This is a genomic window from Solilutibacter tolerans (genome assembly GCF_900155935.1).
Classification (GTDB): domain Bacteria; phylum Pseudomonadota; class Gammaproteobacteria; order Xanthomonadales; family Xanthomonadaceae; genus Solilutibacter; species Solilutibacter tolerans.
This window is the reverse complement of record NZ_FTLW01000001.1, coordinates 136,744-156,185: the sequence shown is the minus strand read 5'-3', so window position 1 is coordinate 156,185 and position 19,442 is coordinate 136,744. Positions and strand designations below refer to the sequence as shown.

The 19,442-nt window shown below is 62.6% G+C and carries 15 protein-coding genes; 6 read left to right on the top strand and 9 right to left on the bottom strand.

The annotated features are described in order from the left end of the window. Positions 1 to 66 precede the first annotated feature (66 nt). Complete coding sequence (locus tag BW989_RS00740) at positions 67 to 492, bottom strand: RcnB family protein (protein WP_076584605.1); 426 nt, start codon at positions 490 to 492, stop codon at positions 67 to 69. A gap of 200 nt (positions 493 to 692) precedes the next feature. Between BW989_RS00740 and ettA the strand changes: the two genes are divergently transcribed. Both ettA and pyrF read left to right on the top strand, forming a co-directional pair. Then, entirely contained in the window at positions 693 to 2,357 is a 1,665-nt protein-coding gene (gene ettA, locus BW989_RS00735) for an energy-dependent translational throttle protein EttA (RefSeq protein WP_076584604.1), read from the top strand. Between the two features lie 139 nt (positions 2,358 to 2,496). Continuing rightward, entirely contained in the window at positions 2,497 to 3,312 is an 816-nt protein-coding gene (gene pyrF / locus BW989_RS00730) for an orotidine-5'-phosphate decarboxylase (RefSeq protein WP_083688080.1), read from the top strand. Positions 3,313 to 3,324: 12 nt separating this feature from the next. Here the strand turns inward: pyrF and BW989_RS00725 are convergent, their stop codons facing one another. The 6 genes from BW989_RS00725 to xerD form a co-directional block, all read right to left on the bottom strand. Further along, a complete protein-coding gene (locus BW989_RS00725) occupies positions 3,325 to 4,155 on the bottom strand; it encodes a DUF3667 domain-containing protein (protein ID WP_076584602.1) in 831 nt (276 codons plus the stop codon). 71 nt (positions 4,156 to 4,226) lie between these two features. Next, the gene (locus tag BW989_RS00720; protein WP_076584601.1) at positions 4,227 to 5,063 is read right to left on the bottom strand and encodes a glycosyltransferase family 2 protein; all 837 of its coding nucleotides are present in this window, start codon (positions 5,061 to 5,063) and stop codon (positions 4,227 to 4,229) included. Continuing rightward, positions 5,060 to 5,899, bottom strand: a complete 840-nt coding sequence (locus BW989_RS00715) for a glycosyltransferase family 2 protein (RefSeq protein ID WP_076584600.1) — start codon at positions 5,897 to 5,899, stop codon at positions 5,060 to 5,062. Before BW989_RS00715 ends, BW989_RS00720 begins: the two co-directional genes overlap by 4 nt. 39 nt (positions 5,900 to 5,938) lie before the next feature. After that, complete coding sequence (gene purL, locus BW989_RS00710) at positions 5,939 to 9,817, bottom strand: phosphoribosylformylglycinamidine synthase (protein WP_076584599.1); 3,879 nt, start codon at positions 9,815 to 9,817, stop codon at positions 5,939 to 5,941. A gap of 84 nt (positions 9,818 to 9,901) precedes the next feature. After that, positions 9,902 to 10,702 (bottom strand): DsbC family protein, encoded by an 801-nt coding sequence (locus BW989_RS00705; protein ID WP_076584598.1) that lies wholly within the window; start codon positions 10,700 to 10,702, stop codon positions 9,902 to 9,904. Positions 10,703 to 10,778: 76 nt separating this feature from the next. Further along, positions 10,779 to 11,732: a site-specific tyrosine recombinase XerD gene (gene xerD, locus BW989_RS00700; RefSeq protein ID WP_076584597.1), complete on the bottom strand. Its 954-nt coding sequence runs from the start codon at positions 11,730 to 11,732 to the stop codon at positions 10,779 to 10,781. Between the two features lie 44 nt (positions 11,733 to 11,776). On the opposite strand from xerD, the gene BW989_RS00695 reads away from it, so the two are divergent. After that, positions 11,777 to 12,262, top strand: coding sequence for an RDD family protein (locus BW989_RS00695; protein ID WP_076584596.1), 486 nt, complete (start codon positions 11,777 to 11,779; stop codon positions 12,260 to 12,262). On the opposite strand, the gene lptG is transcribed toward BW989_RS00695, so the two are convergent. Together lptG and lptF are read right to left on the bottom strand one after the other, a co-directional pair. After that, positions 12,259 to 13,368: an LPS export ABC transporter permease LptG gene (gene lptG / locus BW989_RS00690; RefSeq protein WP_076584595.1), complete on the bottom strand. Its 1,110-nt coding sequence runs from the start codon at positions 13,366 to 13,368 to the stop codon at positions 12,259 to 12,261. The genes BW989_RS00695 and lptG overlap by 4 nt on opposite strands. Further along, positions 13,365 to 14,450, bottom strand: coding sequence for an LPS export ABC transporter permease LptF (lptF, locus tag BW989_RS00685; protein ID WP_076584594.1), 1,086 nt, complete (start codon positions 14,448 to 14,450; stop codon positions 13,365 to 13,367). Before lptF ends, lptG begins: the two co-directional genes overlap by 4 nt. Before the next feature lie 112 nt (positions 14,451 to 14,562). Here lptF and BW989_RS00680 point away from each other — a divergent pair, with 112 nt between their 5' ends. The 3 genes from BW989_RS00680 to BW989_RS00670 are packed head-to-tail and all read left to right on the top strand — an operon-like array spanning position 14,563 to position 19,435. Next, positions 14,563 to 16,050, top strand: coding sequence for a leucyl aminopeptidase (locus BW989_RS00680; RefSeq protein WP_076584593.1), 1,488 nt, complete (start codon positions 14,563 to 14,565; stop codon positions 16,048 to 16,050). Between the two features lie 8 nt (positions 16,051 to 16,058). Further along, on the top strand, positions 16,059 to 16,484 hold the full coding sequence (locus BW989_RS00675) for a DNA polymerase III subunit chi (RefSeq protein ID WP_076584592.1): 426 nt from the start codon (positions 16,059 to 16,061) through the stop codon (positions 16,482 to 16,484). A 5-nt stretch (positions 16,485 to 16,489) separates the two neighbouring features. Next, the gene (locus tag BW989_RS00670) at positions 16,490 to 19,435 is read left to right on the top strand and encodes a valine--tRNA ligase (RefSeq protein ID WP_076584591.1); all 2,946 of its coding nucleotides are present in this window, start codon (positions 16,490 to 16,492) and stop codon (positions 19,433 to 19,435) included. Positions 19,436 to 19,442 lie beyond the last annotated feature (7 nt).

Genomic DNA, 19,442 nt, shown 5'->3' with positions numbered 1-19,442 from the left:
ACGGATCGGCACTTATGAAAGAAAAGCGCGCCCGAAGGCGCGCTTTTGACCGGCTATCCGCGGCGTTTACAGGCCGCGGGTCAGGATGTCGGCGATGATGCCCGTAGCGACCGAGACCAGCAGGTAGCGGCCCGAATCGTCACGCATCCAGCGCTGGCCATCGCGCGGGTCGTACAAGCGATAGCGGTCGTAATCGCTGATCGGCACATAAACCACGCGGTCATAGCCGTAGCTACGGTAGTCCTTGCCCTTGGCCCACGGCGGCGGGCCGCGGCGGCCATTGTCATGCTTGCCGCTCTGTGCATGGTAATGACGATTGCGATCATCATGCGTGTAGCGCACGTCCGGGCGGTGGTCACGATGCACCACGACAGTCTTGTCCGCTTTCTTGCCGTGGCCCTTGTTTTTGCCATTGTCCTTGGCCAAGGCCGGGCCTGCCATTAGGCCAATGCCGACCAACAGGGCTGGGGCGATGAGCTTGAGCTGTTTCATGGCAGTACTCCTTAGATGTTTTGCCGTGATTGGCCCTCAGGATGGAGGTAGCTGGCTGAACCGGGCATCGATTCGGCCAAAACCCGGCAGCACCGTTCATCCGCAAGCCGGTGAGGTGATGGCCGGGTATAATTCCGCATCCCCAAAAACCCACAAGGCCGGCACTGCCCGGCCTTGTTGCGCACCCAACAGGCCTGCTCATGTCTTCGCAATACATCTACACCATGAATCGGGTGTCCAAGGTCGTGCCGCCGAAGCGGCAGATCATCAAGGACATCTCCCTCTCGTTCTTCCCCGGCGCCAAGATCGGCCTGCTGGGCTTGAACGGCGCCGGCAAGTCGACCGTGCTCAAGATCATGGCCGGCGTCGATACCGATTTCGAAGGCGAGGCCCGCCCGCAACCCGGCACCAAGGTCGGCTACCTGCCGCAGGAGCCGCAGCTGGACCCCGAGATGACCGTGCGTGAAGCGGTCGAGCAAGGCGTGGGCGAAGTGATTCAGGCGCAAGCCATGCTGGATGCCGTGTACGCCGCCTACGCCGAAGAAGGTGCGGACTTTGATGCCTTGGCGAAGGAGCAGGAACGCCTCGAAGCAATCCTCGCCGCCGGTGATGCCCACACGCTGGAAAACCAGTTGGAAGTCGCCGCCGATGCGCTGCGTCTGCCGCCGTGGGACGCCAAGATCGGCAACCTGTCGGGCGGCGAGAAGCGCCGCGTCGCGCTGTGCCAACTGCTGCTGCAGAAGCCCGACATGTTGCTGCTCGACGAACCGACCAACCATTTGGATGCGGAATCGGTCGAGTGGCTGGAACAGTTCCTGGCCCGTTACACCGGCACGGTGGTGGCGGTGACGCATGATCGCTACTTCCTGGACAACGCCGCCGAGTGGATCTTGGAACTGGATCGCGGCCGCGGCATTCCGTGGAAGGGCAATTACACCGAGTGGCTGGTGCAGAAGGACGAGCGCCTGAAGCAGGAAGACAATCAGGAAAAAGCCCGCCAAAAAGCCATCCAGAAAGAGCTGGAATGGTCCCGCCAGAATGCCAAGGGCGGCCGTTCCAAGGGCAAGGCCCGTCTGGCGCGACTGGAAGAGTTGCAGTCGCAGGATTACCAGAAGCGCAACGAGACGAATGAAATCTTCATCCCGCCGGGCGAGCGCCTGGGCAACTCGGTGATGGAATTCAAGAACGTGTCGAAGAAGTTCGGCGATCGCCTGCTGATCGACAACCTGTCGATGATCATTCCGCCGGGCGCGATCGTCGGCATCATCGGTCCGAACGGCGCGGGCAAGTCCACGCTGTTCAAGATGATCACGGGGCAGGAGAAGCCGGACTCGGGCGAGATCGTCGTCGGTCCAACCGTGAATCTGTCCTACGTGGACCAGAGCCGCGATGCGCTTACAGGCGACCACAACGTCTTCCAGGAAATCTCCGGCGGCCTGGACATCCTCAATATCAACGGGACCGAGATCCAGTCGCGCGCCTACATTGGTCGCTTCAACTTCAAGGGCCAGGACCAGCAGAAGATGGTCGGCTCGCTGTCCGGTGGTGAGCGCGGTCGCTTGCACATGGCGAAGACGCTGCTGCAGGGCGGGAACGTGCTGCTGCTCGACGAACCGTCGAACGACCTGGACATCGAAACCTTGCGCGCACTCGAAGATGCATTGCTGGAGTTCCCGGGCAACACGTTCGTGATTTCGCACGATCGCTGGTTCCTGGATCGGATCGCCACGCACATCCTCGCCTTCGAGGGCGACTCGCACGTGGAGTTCTTCCAAGGCAACTACCGTGAGTACGAGGAAGACAAGAAGCGTCGCCTGGGTGACGATGCCGGTCCGCATCGTTTGCGTTTCAAGGCGTTGAAGTAATCGCCGCAACGACGGGCCATGCTTGGCCTGTCGTCGCCAAGCGCGCCATGGACGGCGCGCGCCCGAGTCTGGGCAGGATGCCCTGACCGAGGGGAAAGACGATGGGCCAGGCATGGCCCGTGCCATCCGGAGCCCACCCATGACGTTCATCAACAAACTCCGCAGCCGCTGGCAGAACGCCGACACCCTGCTCTGCGTGGGACTCGATCCCGACCCGGCCAAGTTCCCGGACGCCTTCATTGATGACGAAGATGCACTGTTCAACTTTTGCCGCGACATCGTCGATGCGACCGCCGAGTTCGCCTGCGCGTTCAAACCGCAAATTGCTTACTTCGCCGCGCACAACGGTGGCGAAGCGCAGCTGCAACGACTGATCGCCCACATCAACGGCGCACATCCCAACATTCCTGTCGTGCTCGACAGCAAGCGCGGCGACATCGGCAGCACCGCCGAGCAATACGCGGTGGAAGCCTTTGATCGTTTCGGCGCGGATGCCGTCACTTTGAACCCGTACATGGGCTTTGATTCCGCCGCGCCCTTCCTGCAACGCGGTGACCGCGGCTGCGTGTTCCTGTGCCACACCAGCAACCCCGGCGCACGTGATTTCCAGGAGCTCTTGGTCGATGGTGCACCGCTCTACCAGCACGTCGCCCGCACGATCGCGAACGAATGGAACAGCGATGGCAATTGCGCGCTGGTCGTCGGCGCGACGTTCCCCGAAGAGTTGAAGATCATCCGCGGCATCGTCGGCAACATGCCGCTGCTCATCCCGGGCGTTGGCGCACAAGGCGGCGATGTCGAAGCCGTGGTGAGTAATGGCAAGACCAGCGATGGCACCGGCCTGATGATCAATTCATCGCGCGGCATCTTGTATGCGTCCTCCAGCGCGGGCTATGCCGATGCGGCGGCGGATGCAGCGCGTGAGTTGCGAGACGCGATTAATCGTTGGCGTTGAGCGAACCAGGCATCAATTCGCAATCTGCACATGTCCGCTGCCCATCAGAACGCCGATGACGAACATCACGAAAAACGTGAAAATCACCATTACCACCTGAAAAAAGGCGAAACCCAGCAATCCCCGCAAACCTGCCTTCCAGCGCGGATAGCCTTTGAAAAACTGCATCAATGAGAACAGGTTGTAGGCAATAGCTAGCAATATGGCGAATGACATCGCACCGGACCATACGCGTTGAATAGGCATGAATACCGACCACAACACGAAGGACTGTGCGTTCAGGAAGCAGCCGATGACCAGCCACTCCGGATAGCTCACATCACTGAATCTCCGGAATGCCAATTTGACTCCCGCCGCCTGCACCGGAATCATCAACAAGGTAACCAGTGCAAGGTGCTGATTGATCCAATCCTTGGCCATTGTGAATAACTTGGCTGTCGCAGCTGTCGCCGCCTTGACCTCATCGCTGGGATCCCCGCCCAACCTCGTCCCAGCTTCCAGGCCCTGATGGAATGACGACCCCATCACATCACCGCCTAACAGGTAGTGAGCAATCAGGGTAGCGGCAGCGCCCATCATCACCACCAGCAACATGGGTTTGACGATACCAACTCGCTTGCCATCCAAATAATCGTGAATAAAGTACCCAGGCCGCAGCATTAATTGCTTGAGTGAATACAGAATCCCCTTGTTCATGTGCAGCACACTGTGCTCCAGCTCATGGCCAAGAAAGCGCCAATCGATACGCCGGGTCGGTGTCGCTTGGCCGCAATTGGGGCAGAACTTCTGCCCAGGCACATCGATAACCCGGTCGCAGTTACGGCAATTCTGCGTGTCTTCCATGTGCTGTTTCCGGTTACTTGTACCATCAGTCTAACAACCGGCAACGCCTTCACGGCCTGTGCCAAACGTCATCAGGGCGCGAACAATTTCCTTGCTAGTGCAAAAGGAAACCGCACCCAGATCATCGCCCACACCATCGACCGCGTCAGCCAGCCGTGGCGCGCGGCATCAAACTTGCTGAAATAACGCCACAGGCCGCGATGCTTCTGCCATTCGACGAACGTCGGACGCACACGCGAGGATACCCCTCGCACATGCAGCACCTGCACATCGTTAGCGATGGCCACACGGCCGCCAAAGGCACGAATGCGTCGACACAGGTCCAGGTCTTCGGCATGCAAGCGGTAGCCCTCATCAAAACCTCCGACCAATCGGAACAAGGTGCGCGGCACCACCATCAGCGCGCCCGAGACCGCATCCACTTGCTGCAATGCTTGGCCGGGGTCTTGCGGTACGGCCAAGTCACGCGCGGCCTTAGACCCCAGCATCGCGGCAAAATCCGGGTCACGACGACGCGCGGCAGGATCCGGCGTTCCCTCTTCACCCACCAGCTCCGCACCCACCAACGCGGGCTGGATGTGCTCTGCGGCAGTGCGCAATCTCGTCAAGGTATCCGGCTCTACCATCAGGTCGGGGTTCACAAAGGCGAGCCAAGGCGCATCGCTGTCCGCCGCACCCTGGTTGCAGGCCACCGCGAACCCCGGATTGTCCGGATTGGCTACGAAGCGCACGCGCGAATCGGACAAGGCATAGCGCTGCACGATATCCATCGTGCCATCGGTCGATGCGTTGTCGATGACGCGGACTTGCGTGACGCCTGCGCTAGCCAGCAGCCGTGAGAGGCAAGCACCGATGGTTTCTTCACTGAAATGACTGACCACAACCGCGGCGATGCCATCGCGCTTCATGCGAAGAGGTCTTCCTGCGGCGATGCGTCCGCGGCTTCGTCATAGCGCCGTTGCAACTCGAGCCTGGTCTGATGTAACGGATCTTCCATCAAGAATTGCGCAAGCCGTGGGCGATAGCTGGGCCAGCGCACGGCCAGCACATCCAAATCTTCTTCGCCGTGCCAAGGCTCACGATCACGCGCTACAAAAGCGCTTTCGCACAAAGCATTGCGCCAACCCATCGCTGCCAATCGCAAGGAATAGTCCGTCAGCGCCGCCGCCCAGCTCTCGAAACTTTCGCCATCCAGTCGGCCTGTACGCTGGCGTGGTGTGCCTCGTAGCATCACTGCATGCGTGCCGGCGGTCGGCAACTCCAGATGCAGGGGCGGCATTTGCGCAGCGGCACTGGCAATACGGCGCGGCTCGGCCGGCTCCGGCTGTACTTCGCCGATGCGCGGCCATGACACGCACTCACCTGCATTACTCCACGGCGTGGCGGTGCCTATCGTGGGGTCACGCTGCAAACACATCACCAGCCGCCCCAACCAACCCGGCGCCGGTCGCACATCGGGCGCCAACACGACGATATCCATGTCGCCACATGCGGCAACACCTTCGGACAGGTGCGCGGCTTCGCCAATCGGACGCTGACGACGCGTGTATTCGGCTTGCAGACGCGTATTCTCGAGCCAACGCTCGATGATGGCGATGCCGCGCGGACCGGCTTGCGCGTCATCCAGCAACCAAATGCGCGTGCCAGCGGGCGTGGCTTGCTCAAGCGCGGCAAGGCAAGCGTCCAATGCCGCATCGTCAGTGCCAATGGGCAACAAGACGATGGGCAGTGCGGGTTCTGTCATGCGAGGTGAAGTGCGACGGCGATGTCGCACTCTAACCGATCACGCCACCCAGGCCCGCGCATTCTGGAACATGCGCGACCAAGGCGACGCATCGCCCCACTCGGACGGATGCCAGCTGAAGTTGGCAGCAGAGAGCGTGCGTTCGGGATGCGGCATCAAGATCGTCACGCGGCCATCGTCGCTAGCGACACCTGCGATGCCGTCCGGCGAGCCGTTCGGGTTGGTCGGATAGGTCGCGGCGATGTTGCCTTCGCCATCCACATAGCGCGCGGCCACGGCAACCGATGCCTGATCCACGGCATTGGCGAAATGCATGCGGCCTTCTCCATGCGCGACGACGACCGGGATGCGAGAGCCGCCCATGCCGCGCAGCAGGATGGATGGCGACTCACCCACTTCCACCTGGGCCAAACGTGCTTCGTATTGCTCGCTGGCATTGCGGAGCAACTCCGGCCACTGCGCCGCACCGGGGATGATCGCCTTGAGTTGCGACAGCATCTGGCAGCCGTTGCAGACGCCGAGCGAGAACGTATCGCCACGTCCAAAGAACGTGGCGAATTGCTCGCGCAACGCGGGGCGCTCCAGAATCGATGTCGCCCAACCGCGCCCTGCGCCCAGCACATCGCCATAGCTGAAGCCGCCACAAGCGGCGAGACCAATGACATCGTCCAGTTTCGCGCGGCCTTCGATCAGATCACTCATGTGCACGTCGTACGCATCGAAACCAGCACGCATGAAAGCTGCGGCCATTTCGATCTGGCCGTTGACGCCCTGCTCGCGCAGGATCGCCACCTTCGGCTTGGCACCGGTCGCGATGTAAGGCGCTGCGATATCCTCGGCAAGATCGAAACTGAGCTTCGGGCTCAAGCCGACAGTGTCGAAATTGCGCGCGATCTCGCGTTCTTCATCCGCCGATTGCGGGTTGTCGCGCAGGCGCTGCATCGCATGAGTGACCGACCACCACGCGTCGAACAAGGTCTGCCATTGCCATTCGGCCAGCACTTCGCCTTCGTCAAGCACGCGGATGTCGTCGGAGCGCGTCGGTCGCGCGATGCGCTGCGCGCACTCGATCAGGCCATGCTCGGCGACGAGGTCGGCGAACTCGGCGCGATGTTCGCCGCGGATCTGCACCACGGCGCCCAGCTCCTCGTTGAACAGCACCTCGAAGACATCGTCGTCGTGGTTGTCGGCCCAGCCGTCGAGCGTGATGTCGAGACCGACGTGCGAAGCAAACGCCATTTCCGCCAAAGTGGCGAAGACGCCGCCATCTGCGCGGTCGTGATAGGCCAGCAGCATGCCGGCTTCGCGCGCATCGCGGATCAGCTCGAAGAAGCCACGCAGGAGCTGCGGATCATCAACGTCGGGGGATTCACCGGCGAAGGAGTCGTAGCATTGCGCCAGGATCGAGCCACCCATACGGCGCTTACCCGCACCGAGCCCAATCAACCACAACTCGGTGTCTTCGTCACTCGACAAGAGCGGCGTGAGTTGTTGGCGCACATCGACGACCGGCGCGAACGCGGTGACGATGAGCGACACCGGCGAGACGGATTTCTCCACCTCGCCATCGACATTCCATTGCGCCTGCATCGACAGGGAATCTTTGCCGACAGGGATGGAGAGATCGAGCGCCGGGCACAGCTCCATGCCGACCGCTTCAACCGCATCGAACAACTTGGCGTCTTCGCCTTCAAAGCCGGCCGCAGCCATCCAGTTGGCCGACAGTTTGATGCGATCCAGCGATTCCACCGGCGCGGCGCACAGGTTGGTGATCGCCTCGCCCACCGCCATGCGCGCGGACGCAGCCGCATCGATCAAAGCCAGTGGCGTGCGTTCGCCAATCGCCATCGCTTCGCCGGTGAAGCCTTCGTAACCGGCCAAGGTGATGGCGCAATCGGCGACCGGCATTTGCCACGGGCCGACCATTTGGTCGCGCGCAGTCAAACCACCGACGCTGCGATCACCAATCGTGATGAGGAAGGATTTCGATGCGACGGTCGGGTGCGACAACACACGCAAGCCAGCATCCACCAAATCGACCGTGGCGGTATCCAGCTCTGGCCATCGCGTGGACGCCGGGTGATGCGTGTCGCGATGCATCTTCGGTGCCTTGCCGAACAGCACATCCATCGGCAAATCAATCGCCGCATCGTTCGGGATATTGCCCGGCGTCGCGCCATAGCCGACGACCAGGCGTTCCTCCGCCGTCGCGTAACCCACTACCGCAAACGGGCAGCGCTCACGTGCGCACATCGCGGTGAATTCGGCGATGCGATCCGCGCTGATGCCCATCACGTAGCGTTCTTGTGACTCGTTGCACCACAACTGCATCGGCGACAACGAGGGATCGTCGTTAGGCACCCTCACCAGATCGATCACGCCGCCCACGCCGGAGTCGTGCAGCAACTCCGGGATGGCGTTGGACAAGCCGCCCGCGCCGACATCGTGGATGCTGCGAATCGGATTGCGCTCGGCCAATGCCACGCACGCATCGATCACTTCCTGTGCACGCCGTTCCATCTCCGGGTTGTCGCGCTGCACGCTGGCGAAATCGAGGTCTTCGCTGCTGTCACCCGACGCCACGGAACTCGCCGCACCGCCACCCAGGCCGATCAACATCGCCGGACCACCCAGCACGATCACCGCATCACCCGGGGCGAGGCGACGCTTCTCGACCAAAGGCTGGTCGATGGCACCCAGACCGCCGGCCAACATGATCGGCTTGTCGTAGGCACGCGCGAGGTGCGGCGCCTGCGGGAATTCGAAGCTGCGGAAATAGCCCAACAGGTTGGGACGGCCGAATTCGTTGTTGAACGCGGCCGAGCCGATCGGCCCTTCGATCATGATCTCGAAGGCACTGGCCATGCGCGGATTGAGCGGGCGCGGCTGCTCCCACGGCTGCGGCAGCGTGGGGATGCGCAAGTGCGAAACCGAGAACCCGGCGAGGCCTGCCTTGGGCTTGCCGCCGCGGCCGGTCGCGCCTTCATCGCGAATTTCGCCACCGGCACCCGTGGATGCACCGGGGAACGGCGAGATCGCGGTCGGGTGGTTGTGTGTCTCGACCTTGATCGCAAACGCGGAGTCGCTTTGCGGCTGCAGTACGTATTCGCGCGATGCGCCTTCGGCGCGCAGACGGCGGCTGGGATAGCCGGCCACGACCGCGGCGTTGTCGCTGTACGCGGAGAGCGTGTGCTCCGGCGTCTTCGCGTGCGTGTTCTTGATCATGCGGAACAGCGAGCGTTCCTGCTCGACGCCGTCGATGGTCCAGTCGGCGTTGAATATCTTGTGGCGGCAGTGCTCGGAGTTGGCCTGCGCGAACATCATCAATTCGACATCGTGCGGATCGCGACCCAGCTCGCCGTAGCGCGCTTGCAGGTAGTCGATCTCGTCATCGGCCAAGGCCAGGCCCAGGCGCTTGTTGGCCTCGACCAGATCACCAAGCGGCACGATTTCCAGCTCGCCGCGCATCGGTGCGTCGAACAGCGCCCCGGCATCGTTGGCATCGTCCAGCAGCGACTGCGTCATCGGGTCGTGCAGCAGGCGGCCAAGTTCGCGTTGGGTATCCGCATCATTCGGCCAAGCCTCGACATCCAGCCTCAAACCCCGCTCGACGCGCGCGACCGGCAAACCTGCGCCGCGCAGCAGTTCTCCGGCCTTGCTGGCCCAGGGCGAGATGGTGCCTAGCCGCGGCGAAACAAACTTCGACACTGCGCCATCCGCACGCGGCGTAATCGCCGTGCAGGCCTGCAATATGCGGCCCAAGGTCGCCAAGTCAGGGGCGCTTCCGGACTGCGGTTGCACCCAATAGGTGAACCAGCTGTCCTTTAGGCGGATGGCGGGATGGACGGCGCGAAGGCGGGCTTCAAGCCGCTCGCGGCGGAACGACGACAGGGCAGTCTGCCCCTCGAGCACGATCATGTGCGGGGAACCGTGGGTTAACGGGCCCTCTATTGTAACGAAGCCGGCACGGGGCCGGCTTCGTTTTTTGCCATTTGGGGCTGCTTACAGCTTGCCGTTCGCGTCCAGCCAGCGTAGGAGCTCGGCCGGCGGCAGGTAGCCCGGCGGCGACATCCCATTGGCGGCGACGATCAGCGGTGTACCCGTCAGGCCCGAACGGCGGCCGATGTCATAGTGGCGCATGACCGGGCTAGTGCAGCGCTCGGACTTCACGGCCCGGTCGCCCTTGGCCTCGGTCAGGGCCTTGGGTCGGTCCTTGGAGCACCAGACCGCCTCCATCTTGGCGAAGTCCGGGCTGCCCGGGCCCATGCGCGGATAAGCCAGGTATTCGAAGCCGATGCCCAGCTTGTTGTACTCGGCGATGTCCGCATGCATCTTGCGGCAATAGCCACATTCCACGTCGGTGAAAATCGCGACGGTGTACTTCGGATTCGGCGGCGAGAAAATGATGCGCTCGGACTTCGGCACCTGCGCCAAGAGGTCTTTGCGCACGCTGGCGAGCGTGGCCTGCGCCATGTCGCGCTTGGTCTGCATGTCCAAGAGCGCACCCTGCATCAGGTAGCGGCCATCATCCGACACGTACAGGACCTGGCCAGAGACCACGACTTCGCGGTAACCCGGCATCGGCGCCGGCCCGACCTTGTCGATCACGACCTGGCTATTGAGCTGGCGGATGGCGGCAATGGCCTTGGCATCCGCACTGCCCGGGGCGACCTTGGGATCGGTGGGGGCTGTCGTCGCAGCGGGGGCATCGGCCGGTTTTGCTGTCTCTGCGGGCGCTTTGCTTTGCGCGCAGGCCACTACGCTCATCCCACCCAACACGGCGATCAACAGGGCTTTCTTCATCAGGTGTCCTCGGGACATGGTGTTTCCGCTGGAAATTTGCCGGCGCATTGTCGCACGCGGGGCTGAACGCTCGCCCTCAAGCGCGTGGATGATGCTGCGCGTGCAAGCGCTTGAGTTTTTCCTTCGCAACCAAGGTGTAGATCTGGGTGGTGGAAAGCGAACTATGCCCCAGCAGCATCTGCAAGGCGCGCAAGTCGGCGCCATGGTTGAGCAAGTGGGTGGCGAAGCTGTGCCGCAGCCCATGCGGACTAACTTTGGCCGGGTCGATGCCGGCCGCTGCCGCATGTCGCTTGACCTGCAGCCAACACTGCTGACGCGACATCGGCTGACCATCGTCGGCGAGGAAAAGCTCCATCGCCTGCGCACGCCGCCGCGCAGCGTCTGGCCGCGCCTTCTGCAGGTAACGCTCAAGCCAGTACTGCGCTTCTTCACCAATCGGCACCAGGCGTTCCTTGCTGCCCTTGCCGGTGATCCGCAACACGCCTTGCCGCAGGTTGACCGCAGTCGCTGGCAGATTGGCCAGCTCACTCACGCGCAGGCCGGCGCCATACATCAACTCCAACATCGCGCGGTCACGCAGGCCATCGGTTTGGTCGATGTCGGGCGCAGCCAGCAGCGCTTCCACCTGCGACTCGCTCAGCGCCTTGGGTAGGCTGCGCGGCAAGCGCGGAGGATCCAGCAGCGCTGATGGATCATCGCTGCGATGACCATGACGCAGCATCCACCCATAGAACGCACGCAAGGCCGACAACAGTCGTGCATTGCTGCGTGGGCTGTAGCTGTTTTCTGCTCGCCAGCGCAGGTAGTCGAACAAATTTTCACGGCTGGCTTTTTGCAGGATGCCGCCCGCATCGCCGCGCCAACGCGCGAAACCGGCCAGGTCACGCCGATAGCTATCGAGGGTCGCGCGCGCCAAGCCGCTCTCGGCCCAGATGGCATCGAGGAATGTATCGATCAAGCGCGCGTCGGCATCCGGCAAGGGCGGCTGGCGCAGCATGGTTTGACGACGTTCGGCGGGCGTTTTCGACATCCCCAGACTGTAGCGCAGCCCATCCGCAACGCTATCCTGTGCGGATGAATGACGCTGGCACCCCCACCACCACGAGAGCGAAGCCGTTGATCCAATGGCGCCTGCTCTCCCTGCTCTACGATTTCTTCCCGATGCTGGGCATCTGGTTCGTGGTCGTGGTCGCGTCCCTGATCTTGCATCGGGGCGATGCCATCTTGCCGGGCACCCTGGCAAGCGCGCTGGAATTCATCGCCTTGCTTGGCGCAACTGGCCTGTACGCAACGGCCAGCTGGCGACGCGGCGGCCAGACCATCGGCATGAAACCGTGGCGAGTGTATGTCGTCGGTCTGGATGGCGGCCGCGCGCCCTTGCGCAAGCTATGGCTGCGTTATGCGGCGGGCATCGTGTCGCTGGCCTGCGCGGGGCTGGGCTTCTGGTGGGCATGGCTGGATCGCGATGGACTGACGTGGCACGACCGATTCAGCGGCACGCAATTCATCCGCGACTTCAACCGGGATGCGCTGGAAGAAGCACGGAAACGGGCGAGCTAGCCACTGCGTCGCCGGAACAGGAAGGCCGATACGCCCAGCATCAACACGGACGGCAGCACATAGGCGAATCGATAGTCGAACTTGTACGCCCCGGCCAGGCGCGCAGACATTTCCTGCAGCAGCCAGAAGCCGAGCGCGAACACCACGCCCAAGAACAAACGTTTGCCCAAACCGCCACTGCGCAGGGTGCCGAAGGCGAACGGAATCGCCGCCAGGCACAGCGCTAGCACATTGAGCGGATAGAACCAGCGGCCCCAGTAAAAAGCCTCGAACTCACCCGCATCCAACTGGTTACGCTTGCGGTAATCGATGCTGGATTTCAGCGTCGCGGAGTTGAGGTAGCGCGGCCGCGCGACGCTGGCCGACAATGCCGCAGCATCCAGCTCGGATTCCCAGCGTTCCTCATTGATGCGCTCTTGCGTCACCGAGCGCTCAGCGAACGTCGTCTTCACCACGTTCTTGAGCAGCCATCCACCGGGACGGTGCTCGGCCGTAGCCGCATGAGAAATGGACTTCAACTTGCCGGCATCATCGAACTCATACAGGCGCAGGTCCTTCAATTCCAGCCAGTGATCGTCGCCATTGGTGCGCTCTTGGCCGGATTCGGCATTGAGGAAAACATCGCCTTCGCGCGCCCACATGCCCGAATACTGGGCGACGATCATGTTGGGCGATGTCGCAGCCGCCTTCAGCGAATTGGCCTTGCGCTCACCCCAGGGCCCCAGCGTTTCACCACTCAGCACCATCAGCCCGGTCAGCAAGGCAATCGCCAACGCGACCGCCAAGCTCAAACGCTTGCGAGACAGGCCGATCGCGCGCAACGCGGTCAACTCTGAGGTGGCGGCAAGCTGGCCCAACCCCAATAGCGAGCCAATGACTGCTGCGGTCGGGAACAAGTCGTAAAAGCGACGCGGAAGTGTGTAGGCCGAATACATGAAAGCATCGACGAAGCCATAGCTGCCCTTGCCGATGTCGTCGAGCTGGGCCATCAAACCGCCGCCGCCCAGCACGAAATCCAGACCCACCAACACCAGCCAGACGCCCAGCACGAAGGTCAGCACGACCTTGCCGATGTAGACGTCATGGATTTTCGGAAACGGTTTCATCGTGCACGCCTCCGCTTGGGCAGGTGACCATCGCGGCTGTAGAACCACAGGCCCAACAGCAGCGCCGGAATCACCAGCCACCACAGGCCCAAGGCTGCCGGCATCTTGCCCTTGGCGATCAAATCAGTGCCCAACAACATCAACTGGATGCTGACCATATAGCCCAGGAAACCCAGCACCATGCGGCCATAACGCGCCTGCCTGGGCGGGCTGCGCGCCAGCGGGATCGCAAGCAGCGCCAAAGCCAACGCGATCAGTGGCGGTGCGATGCGCCATTGCAGCTGCGCGCGGGCCTCGTTGCTGTCATCCCCCATCAATTCGAGTGTCGGGGTGCGACGGGCATCCTGCACTTTCTTGTCTTCGGTCGAATCGGGCATCCGCACATCATTGCGAGCAAAGCGCAGCAGGCGGTAATCCTGGGTGGTGCCGCCCATCGGCCCCTCCACCTCAAAGCCGTTGCCTAGCTGGAGGTAGCGCTCGCGAGCGCCGTCGAGGGTCAGTTCGCCCTCGGCCGCCGTGGTGACATCCACCCGACCATCCTTGGCCCGATAGATGAAGATGCGTTTGAATTTGGCGCCATCCTGACTCATGTCGCCGACGTACACCACGCCCCCGCCACCTGGTAGCTCGGTGAAGCGACCGGGCTCAAGACCGGTGATCAAGAGGTTTCGATTGGCTTCCTGGATCATCGCGCGGGAGGTGCGATCCGCCCACGGGCCCAACCATAGCGAACACAGCGCGATCACGATCAAAATCGGCACGACGACCATCGAAAGCGGCTTCAGCAAACGCTTGGGCCCCACACCGACCGAGGTCAACACCGGCATTTCGGCGTCGCGATACAGGCGGCCCATCGCCATGAGCAGGCCCAGCATCAGCGCCAGCGGCAGGATGATCGGCAGCCACGTCAGCAAGACCAGCCCCAATTGCGCCGCGGTCATGCCTGGCGGCAAGCGTCCGCGAGTGATATCGCCAAGCACATCCACAAACGCGCCGCCGACCATGACGATCAGCAGCACGACCAGGGTCGCGAAGATGGCTTGGGCAAATTCCTTTGCCAGATAACGGTCCAGCGTCAGCATTCGGTCAGGGATCCGGGCTCTGGTTGGGCGATGAATTAGACTAGGGGATTGGTGTGCAGGCCGCGTCGCGGCAGCCCCGCATTGTACTCACCGGCTATATGGAATCTGCTCGATGGCTCTCGAATTCGCCCTGAATGGCTCCGCCGCCACATCCGCCCCCGTCGATTGCGTGGTGGTCGGCATGTACTCCGACAACAGCCTGACCCCGGCCGCCGCCGCGATCGACGCCGCCAGCGGTGGTCGTTTGAAGGCGCTGGCCGAACGCGGCGACATCGGCGGCAAGATTGGCCGCACTGCGATGCTGCACGACCTGGCTGGCGTCACCGCCCCGCGCGTGTTGGTGATCGGCCTGGGCGATGCCGGCAAGTTTGCCGTGCCGCAGTACTTGAAGGCCGTCGGCGACGCCACCCGCGTGCTAAAGACTGGCACGGTCAAGGCCGCACTTCTGACCTTGTCGGAAGTCGAAGTGAAAGACCGGGATGCCGCCTGGAACATCCGCCAAGCCGCCATCACCGCCGACCACGCCATGTACCGCTACACCGCAACGTTGGGGGCGAAGAACAAAAAGCGCGAAGAGAAGGGACTGGAGCGCCTCGAGATCAGCGGCGACGACAGCGTCGCGTTGGCCCACGGACAGGCCATTGCGGCCGGCGTCGCCTTCACCCGTGAGCTGGGCAACCTGCCGCCGAATGTCTGCAATCCGGCCTATATCGCCGAGCAAGGCCAAGCCTTCGCTAATCGTTTCGAAGGCGTGGAATGCGAAGTGCTGAGCGATGCCGAGATGGAAGCGCTGGGCATGGGCTCGCTGCTGGCCGTCGCGCGCGCATCCACCAACCGCCCGAAGCTGGTGATCATGAAGTGGAACGGCGGCGGCGATGCCAAGCCGTACGTGCTGGTTGGCAAGGGCATCACCTTCGACACCGGCGGCGTGAATTTGAAGACGCAGGGCGGCATCGAGGAAATGAAGTACGACATGTGCGGCGCCGGCACGGTGCTCGGCACCTTTGTTGCGGCGGTCGGCATGAAGTTGCCGGTGAACCTCATCTGCATCGCGGCCGCGGTTGAGAACGCCATCGATGGCAATGCCTATCGCCCGTCGGATGTCATCACCAGCATGTCGGGCAAGACCATCGAAGTCGGCAACACCGATGCCGAGGGTCGCTTGATCCTGTGCGATGCACTGACCTACGCGCAGCGCTTCGAGCCGGCGGCTTTGGTCGATGTCGCGACGTTGACCGGCGCAATGGTCGTCGCACTGGGCAAGTACGCCACCGGCGTCATGACCAAGAAGGACGACGATCTGGCCCGCGAACTTATCGACGCCGGCGAGACCACGTTCGACCGCGCCTGGCAGATGCCGCTGTGGGACGAATACCAGGGCATGCTCGATTCCCAGTTCGCCGATGTCTACAACATCGGCGGTCGCTGGGCCGGCGCGATCACCGCCGGCTGCTTCCTGTCGCGCTTCACCGAAGGCCAGCGCTGGGCGCACATGGACATCGCCGGCGTCTCCAATGGTGACGGCAAGATGGGCATGGCCACCGGCCGCCCGGTCGGGTTGCTGAGCCAGTGGCTCTTGGATCGCGCAGCCGCGAAGTGATCGACTGAGTGGCGCGCGCTGACTTCTATTTGATCGACAAGCCGCGCTTCCGCGAGGAGCCGCTGCTGTTGGTCTGCGAGTTGGCTCGCAAGGCGTTCGATGCCGGCTTCCCCACCCTGGTGCTGGCGCGCGACACTGCGCAGGCGGAAATGATCGACGACCTGATGTGGTCGTTCGATCCCGATGCCTACCTGCCGCATCAAATTGCCGGCAGCGATGAGGAAGACGATGTCACGCCGATCCTCATCCTGGCACCGGACATGGATTCGCCGATGCGCCCGATGGTGATCAACCTGCGCGATGCGCCGGTCGAAGGTGACTTCGAGCGGGTGCTGGAAGTCGTCCCCGCCGATCCTGCCGCCCGCGCGCCGCTGCGCGAGCGCTGGAAGCAATATCAAGCCCGCGGCCTCGAATTGAACAAACACGACATGTGACCCCCATGGACAAGCTCGCCCCCAGCTATCTCCCCGCCGACATCGAAACCCGCCTGTATGCCAAGTGGGAAGCCTCCGGCGTGTTTGCGCCACAGGGCAACGGCCCGGCCTACACCATCCTGCTGCCGCCGCCCAACGTCACCGGCACGCTGCACATGGGCCACGCGTTCCAGCACACGCTGCAGGACGCGCTGATCCGCTATCACCGCATGCGCGGCTATCGCACGCTGTGGCAGATGGGCACCGATCACGCCGGCATCGCGACCGAGATGGTGGTGAACCGCAACCTCGCGCTGGCCGGCAACGGCGATACACGCGATTCGCTGGGCCGCGACAAATTCATCGAGAAAGTCTGGGAGTGGAAGCAGCAATCGGGCGACACCATCGAGCGGCAGATGCGTCGCCTCGGCGCCAGTGGCGACTGGTCGCGCAGCGTCTTCACCATGGATCCGATGGCCTCGACCGCCATCACCGAAGCCTTCGTGCGCCTGCATGAGCAAGGCCTGATCTATCGCGGCAAGCGCTTGGTCAACTGGGACCCGGTGCTGAAAACCGCGATCTCGGATCTCGAAGTGGAGAACCGCGAAGTACCCGGCCACATGTGGCACTTCCGCTACCCGCTCGCGAATGGCCAGACCTACGAATACGTCGAACGCGATGCCGATGGCAACGAGACCCTGCGCGAAACGCGCGATTACATCGCCATCGCCACCACGCGCCCGGAAACGATGCTGGGCGATGGCGCGATCGCCGTGCATCCGGACGATGCGCGCTATGCACCGATCGTCGGACTGCTGTGCGAGATCCCGGTCGGCCCGAAGGAACACCGTCGTCTGATCCCGATCATCGCCGACGAATATCCGGATCCGGATTTCGGCTCCGGCGCGGTGAAGATCACCGGCGCGCACGACTTCAACGATTACCAGGTGGCGATGCGGCATCGCATCCCGCTGTATGCCTTGATGGACGATGCTGCCGCGATGCGCAGCGATGGCTTGTCCTATGCGGAAAGCGCAGCAATCGCCTCTCGCGCAGCACGTGGCGAAGAAGTCGGCGATGTCACCACGGTGAACCTGGTGCCGGAAGAGCTACGCGGACTGGATCGCTACGAAGCGCGCAAGCGCGTGATCGCCGCGATCACCGAAGAAGGCCTCGCCGTGATGGACGCCGAGGGTAACGCCGTCATCGACAACAAGCCGATCATGCAGCCCTTCGGCGACCGCAGCGGCCAAGTGATCGAGCCCTTCCTCACCGACCAGTGGTTCGTGAAGATGGACGACCTCGCCAAGCGCGGTCTCGAATTGGTCGAGTCGGGTGAAGTGAAATTCGTGCCGCCAAACTGGATCAACACCTATCGCCACTGGTTGGAGAACATCCAGGACTGGACCATTTCGCGCCAGCTCTGGTGGGGGCATCGCATCCCGGCATGGACCGACGCCATCGGCAACACCTATGTCGGTCGCAGTGAAGCCGAGGTGCGCGAAAAGCACGGGCTCGGCGATGTCGCCTTGGCACAGGATCCGGACGTACTGGAAACCTGGTTCTCCTCGGCGATGTTCCCGTTCTCGACCCAAGGCTGGCCGAATGAAGACGCGATGGGCGAGCTCGGTTTCGACATCGCGCTGCCGACCAGCGTGCTCGTCACCGGCTTCGACATCATCTTCTTCTGGGTCGCGCGGATGATCATGATGACCGACCAACTGGTCGGTCGTGTGCCGTTCCGCGACGTGTATATCACCGGCCTGGTCCGCGACAAGGACGGCCAGAAGATGTCGAAGTCGAAGGGCAACATCCTCGACCCGCTCGACATCATCGACGGCATCGACATCGACACCTTGGTGACCAAGCGCACCACCGGCCTGATGAAGCCGACCGATGCGCCCAAGATCGAGAAATCCACGCGCAAGGAATTCCCGGACGGCATTCCCACCTTCGGTGCCGACGCCCTGCGCTTTACCATGGCTGCCCTGGCCGGCCCGGGCCGTGACATCAAGTTTGATCTGGCGCGCGCAGAGGGCTATAAAAATTTCTGCAACAAACTGTGGAACGCCACCCGCTTTGTGCTGATGAACACCGAAGGGTTTACCGCCCACGGTGCGCCACAGCCGAAGACCGATGCGGAGCGTTGGATCCTCTCGCAGCTAGACCGCACCACTGCCGAAGCCGCCGAGCACTTCGCCAGCTATCGCTTCGACCTGCTCTCACAAACCCTGTACGAGTTCGCCTGGAACCAATTCTGCGACTGGTTCGTGGAACTCGCGAAACCTGCGCTCAATGGCGACGACACGGCAGCCGCGGACAGCACGCGCCACGCGCTGCTCTATGCGCTGGAGCGATTACTGCGCTTGTTGCATCCACTCATTCCGTTTGTCACCGAAGAACTGTGGCAACAGGTCGCGCCGAAATTGAACATCGCCGGCGACACCATCATGACGCAGCCTTATCCGCAGAGCGGCGAAATCGATGTAGCCGCGTACGCACAATCGGATGTCGATGTCGAATGGCTGAAGTCGATGGTGTCGGCGCTACGCCGCGTGCGCAGTGAGCTCGGCGTGTCGCCTTCCAAGCAGGTGCGCCTCTTGGTGCGCGGTGGTGGTGAAACAGAATGTGCGCGCCTGGGTCGCTTTGATGCTGCGCTCAAATTCCTGTCGCGCATCGAGGCCATCGACGTGCTGCAAGGCGAGCCGCCGGCTTCCGCTGCTGCGCGCGTAGGCGAACTGGATCTATTCGTTCCGCTGGAAGGCCTGGTGGATTTGAGCGCGGAGCGAAGCCGCATCGACAAAGAACTCAAAAAAGTCGAACTAGAGCTTGCGAAGTCAAAAAACAAACTGGCTGGCGAAACCTTTGTTGCAAATGCGCCGGCTGCCGTCGTCGAGCAGGAGCGTGCGCGATTAGCGGAGTGGAACGCACAAGTCGCTGCGCTCAGCGCACAACGCAAGCGACTAGGTTGATCGAACG

What these genes read in the sequence shown, in the direction of transcription:
- BW989_RS00740 (WP_076584605.1), bottom strand. Translation starts at nt 492, where the DNA reads ATGAAACAGCTCAAGCTCATCGCCCCAGCCCTGTTGGTCGGCATTGGC.
- lptF (WP_076584594.1), bottom strand. Translation starts at nt 14,450, where the DNA reads ATGCTGACGCTGGACCGTTATCTGGCAAAGGAATTTGCCCAAGCCATC.
- purL (WP_076584599.1), bottom strand. Translation starts at nt 9,817, where the DNA reads ATGATCGTGCTCGAGGGGCAGACTGCCCTGTCGTCGTTCCGCCGCGAG.
- BW989_RS00720 (WP_076584601.1), bottom strand. Translation starts at nt 5,063, where the DNA reads ATGAAGCGCGATGGCATCGCCGCGGTTGTGGTCAGTCATTTCAGTGAA.
- BW989_RS00670 (WP_076584591.1), top strand. Translation starts at nt 16,490, where the DNA reads ATGGACAAGCTCGCCCCCAGCTATCTCCCCGCCGACATCGAAACCCGC.
- pyrF (WP_083688080.1), top strand. Translation starts at nt 2,497, where the DNA reads ATGACGTTCATCAACAAACTCCGCAGCCGCTGGCAGAACGCCGACACC.
- BW989_RS00705 (WP_076584598.1), bottom strand. Translation starts at nt 10,702, where the DNA reads ATGAAGAAAGCCCTGTTGATCGCCGTGTTGGGTGGGATGAGCGTAGTG.
- ettA (WP_076584604.1), top strand. Translation starts at nt 693, where the DNA reads ATGTCTTCGCAATACATCTACACCATGAATCGGGTGTCCAAGGTCGTG.
- BW989_RS00725 (WP_076584602.1), bottom strand. Translation starts at nt 4,155, where the DNA reads ATGGAAGACACGCAGAATTGCCGTAACTGCGACCGGGTTATCGATGTG.
- lptG (WP_076584595.1), bottom strand. Translation starts at nt 13,368, where the DNA reads ATGAAACCGTTTCCGAAAATCCATGACGTCTACATCGGCAAGGTCGTG.
- xerD (WP_076584597.1), bottom strand. Translation starts at nt 11,732, where the DNA reads ATGTCGAAAACGCCCGCCGAACGTCGTCAAACCATGCTGCGCCAGCCG.
- BW989_RS00715 (WP_076584600.1), bottom strand. Translation starts at nt 5,899, where the DNA reads ATGACAGAACCCGCACTGCCCATCGTCTTGTTGCCCATTGGCACTGAC.
- BW989_RS00695 (WP_076584596.1), top strand. Translation starts at nt 11,777, where the DNA reads ATGAATGACGCTGGCACCCCCACCACCACGAGAGCGAAGCCGTTGATC.
- BW989_RS00680 (WP_076584593.1), top strand. Translation starts at nt 14,563, where the DNA reads ATGGCTCTCGAATTCGCCCTGAATGGCTCCGCCGCCACATCCGCCCCC.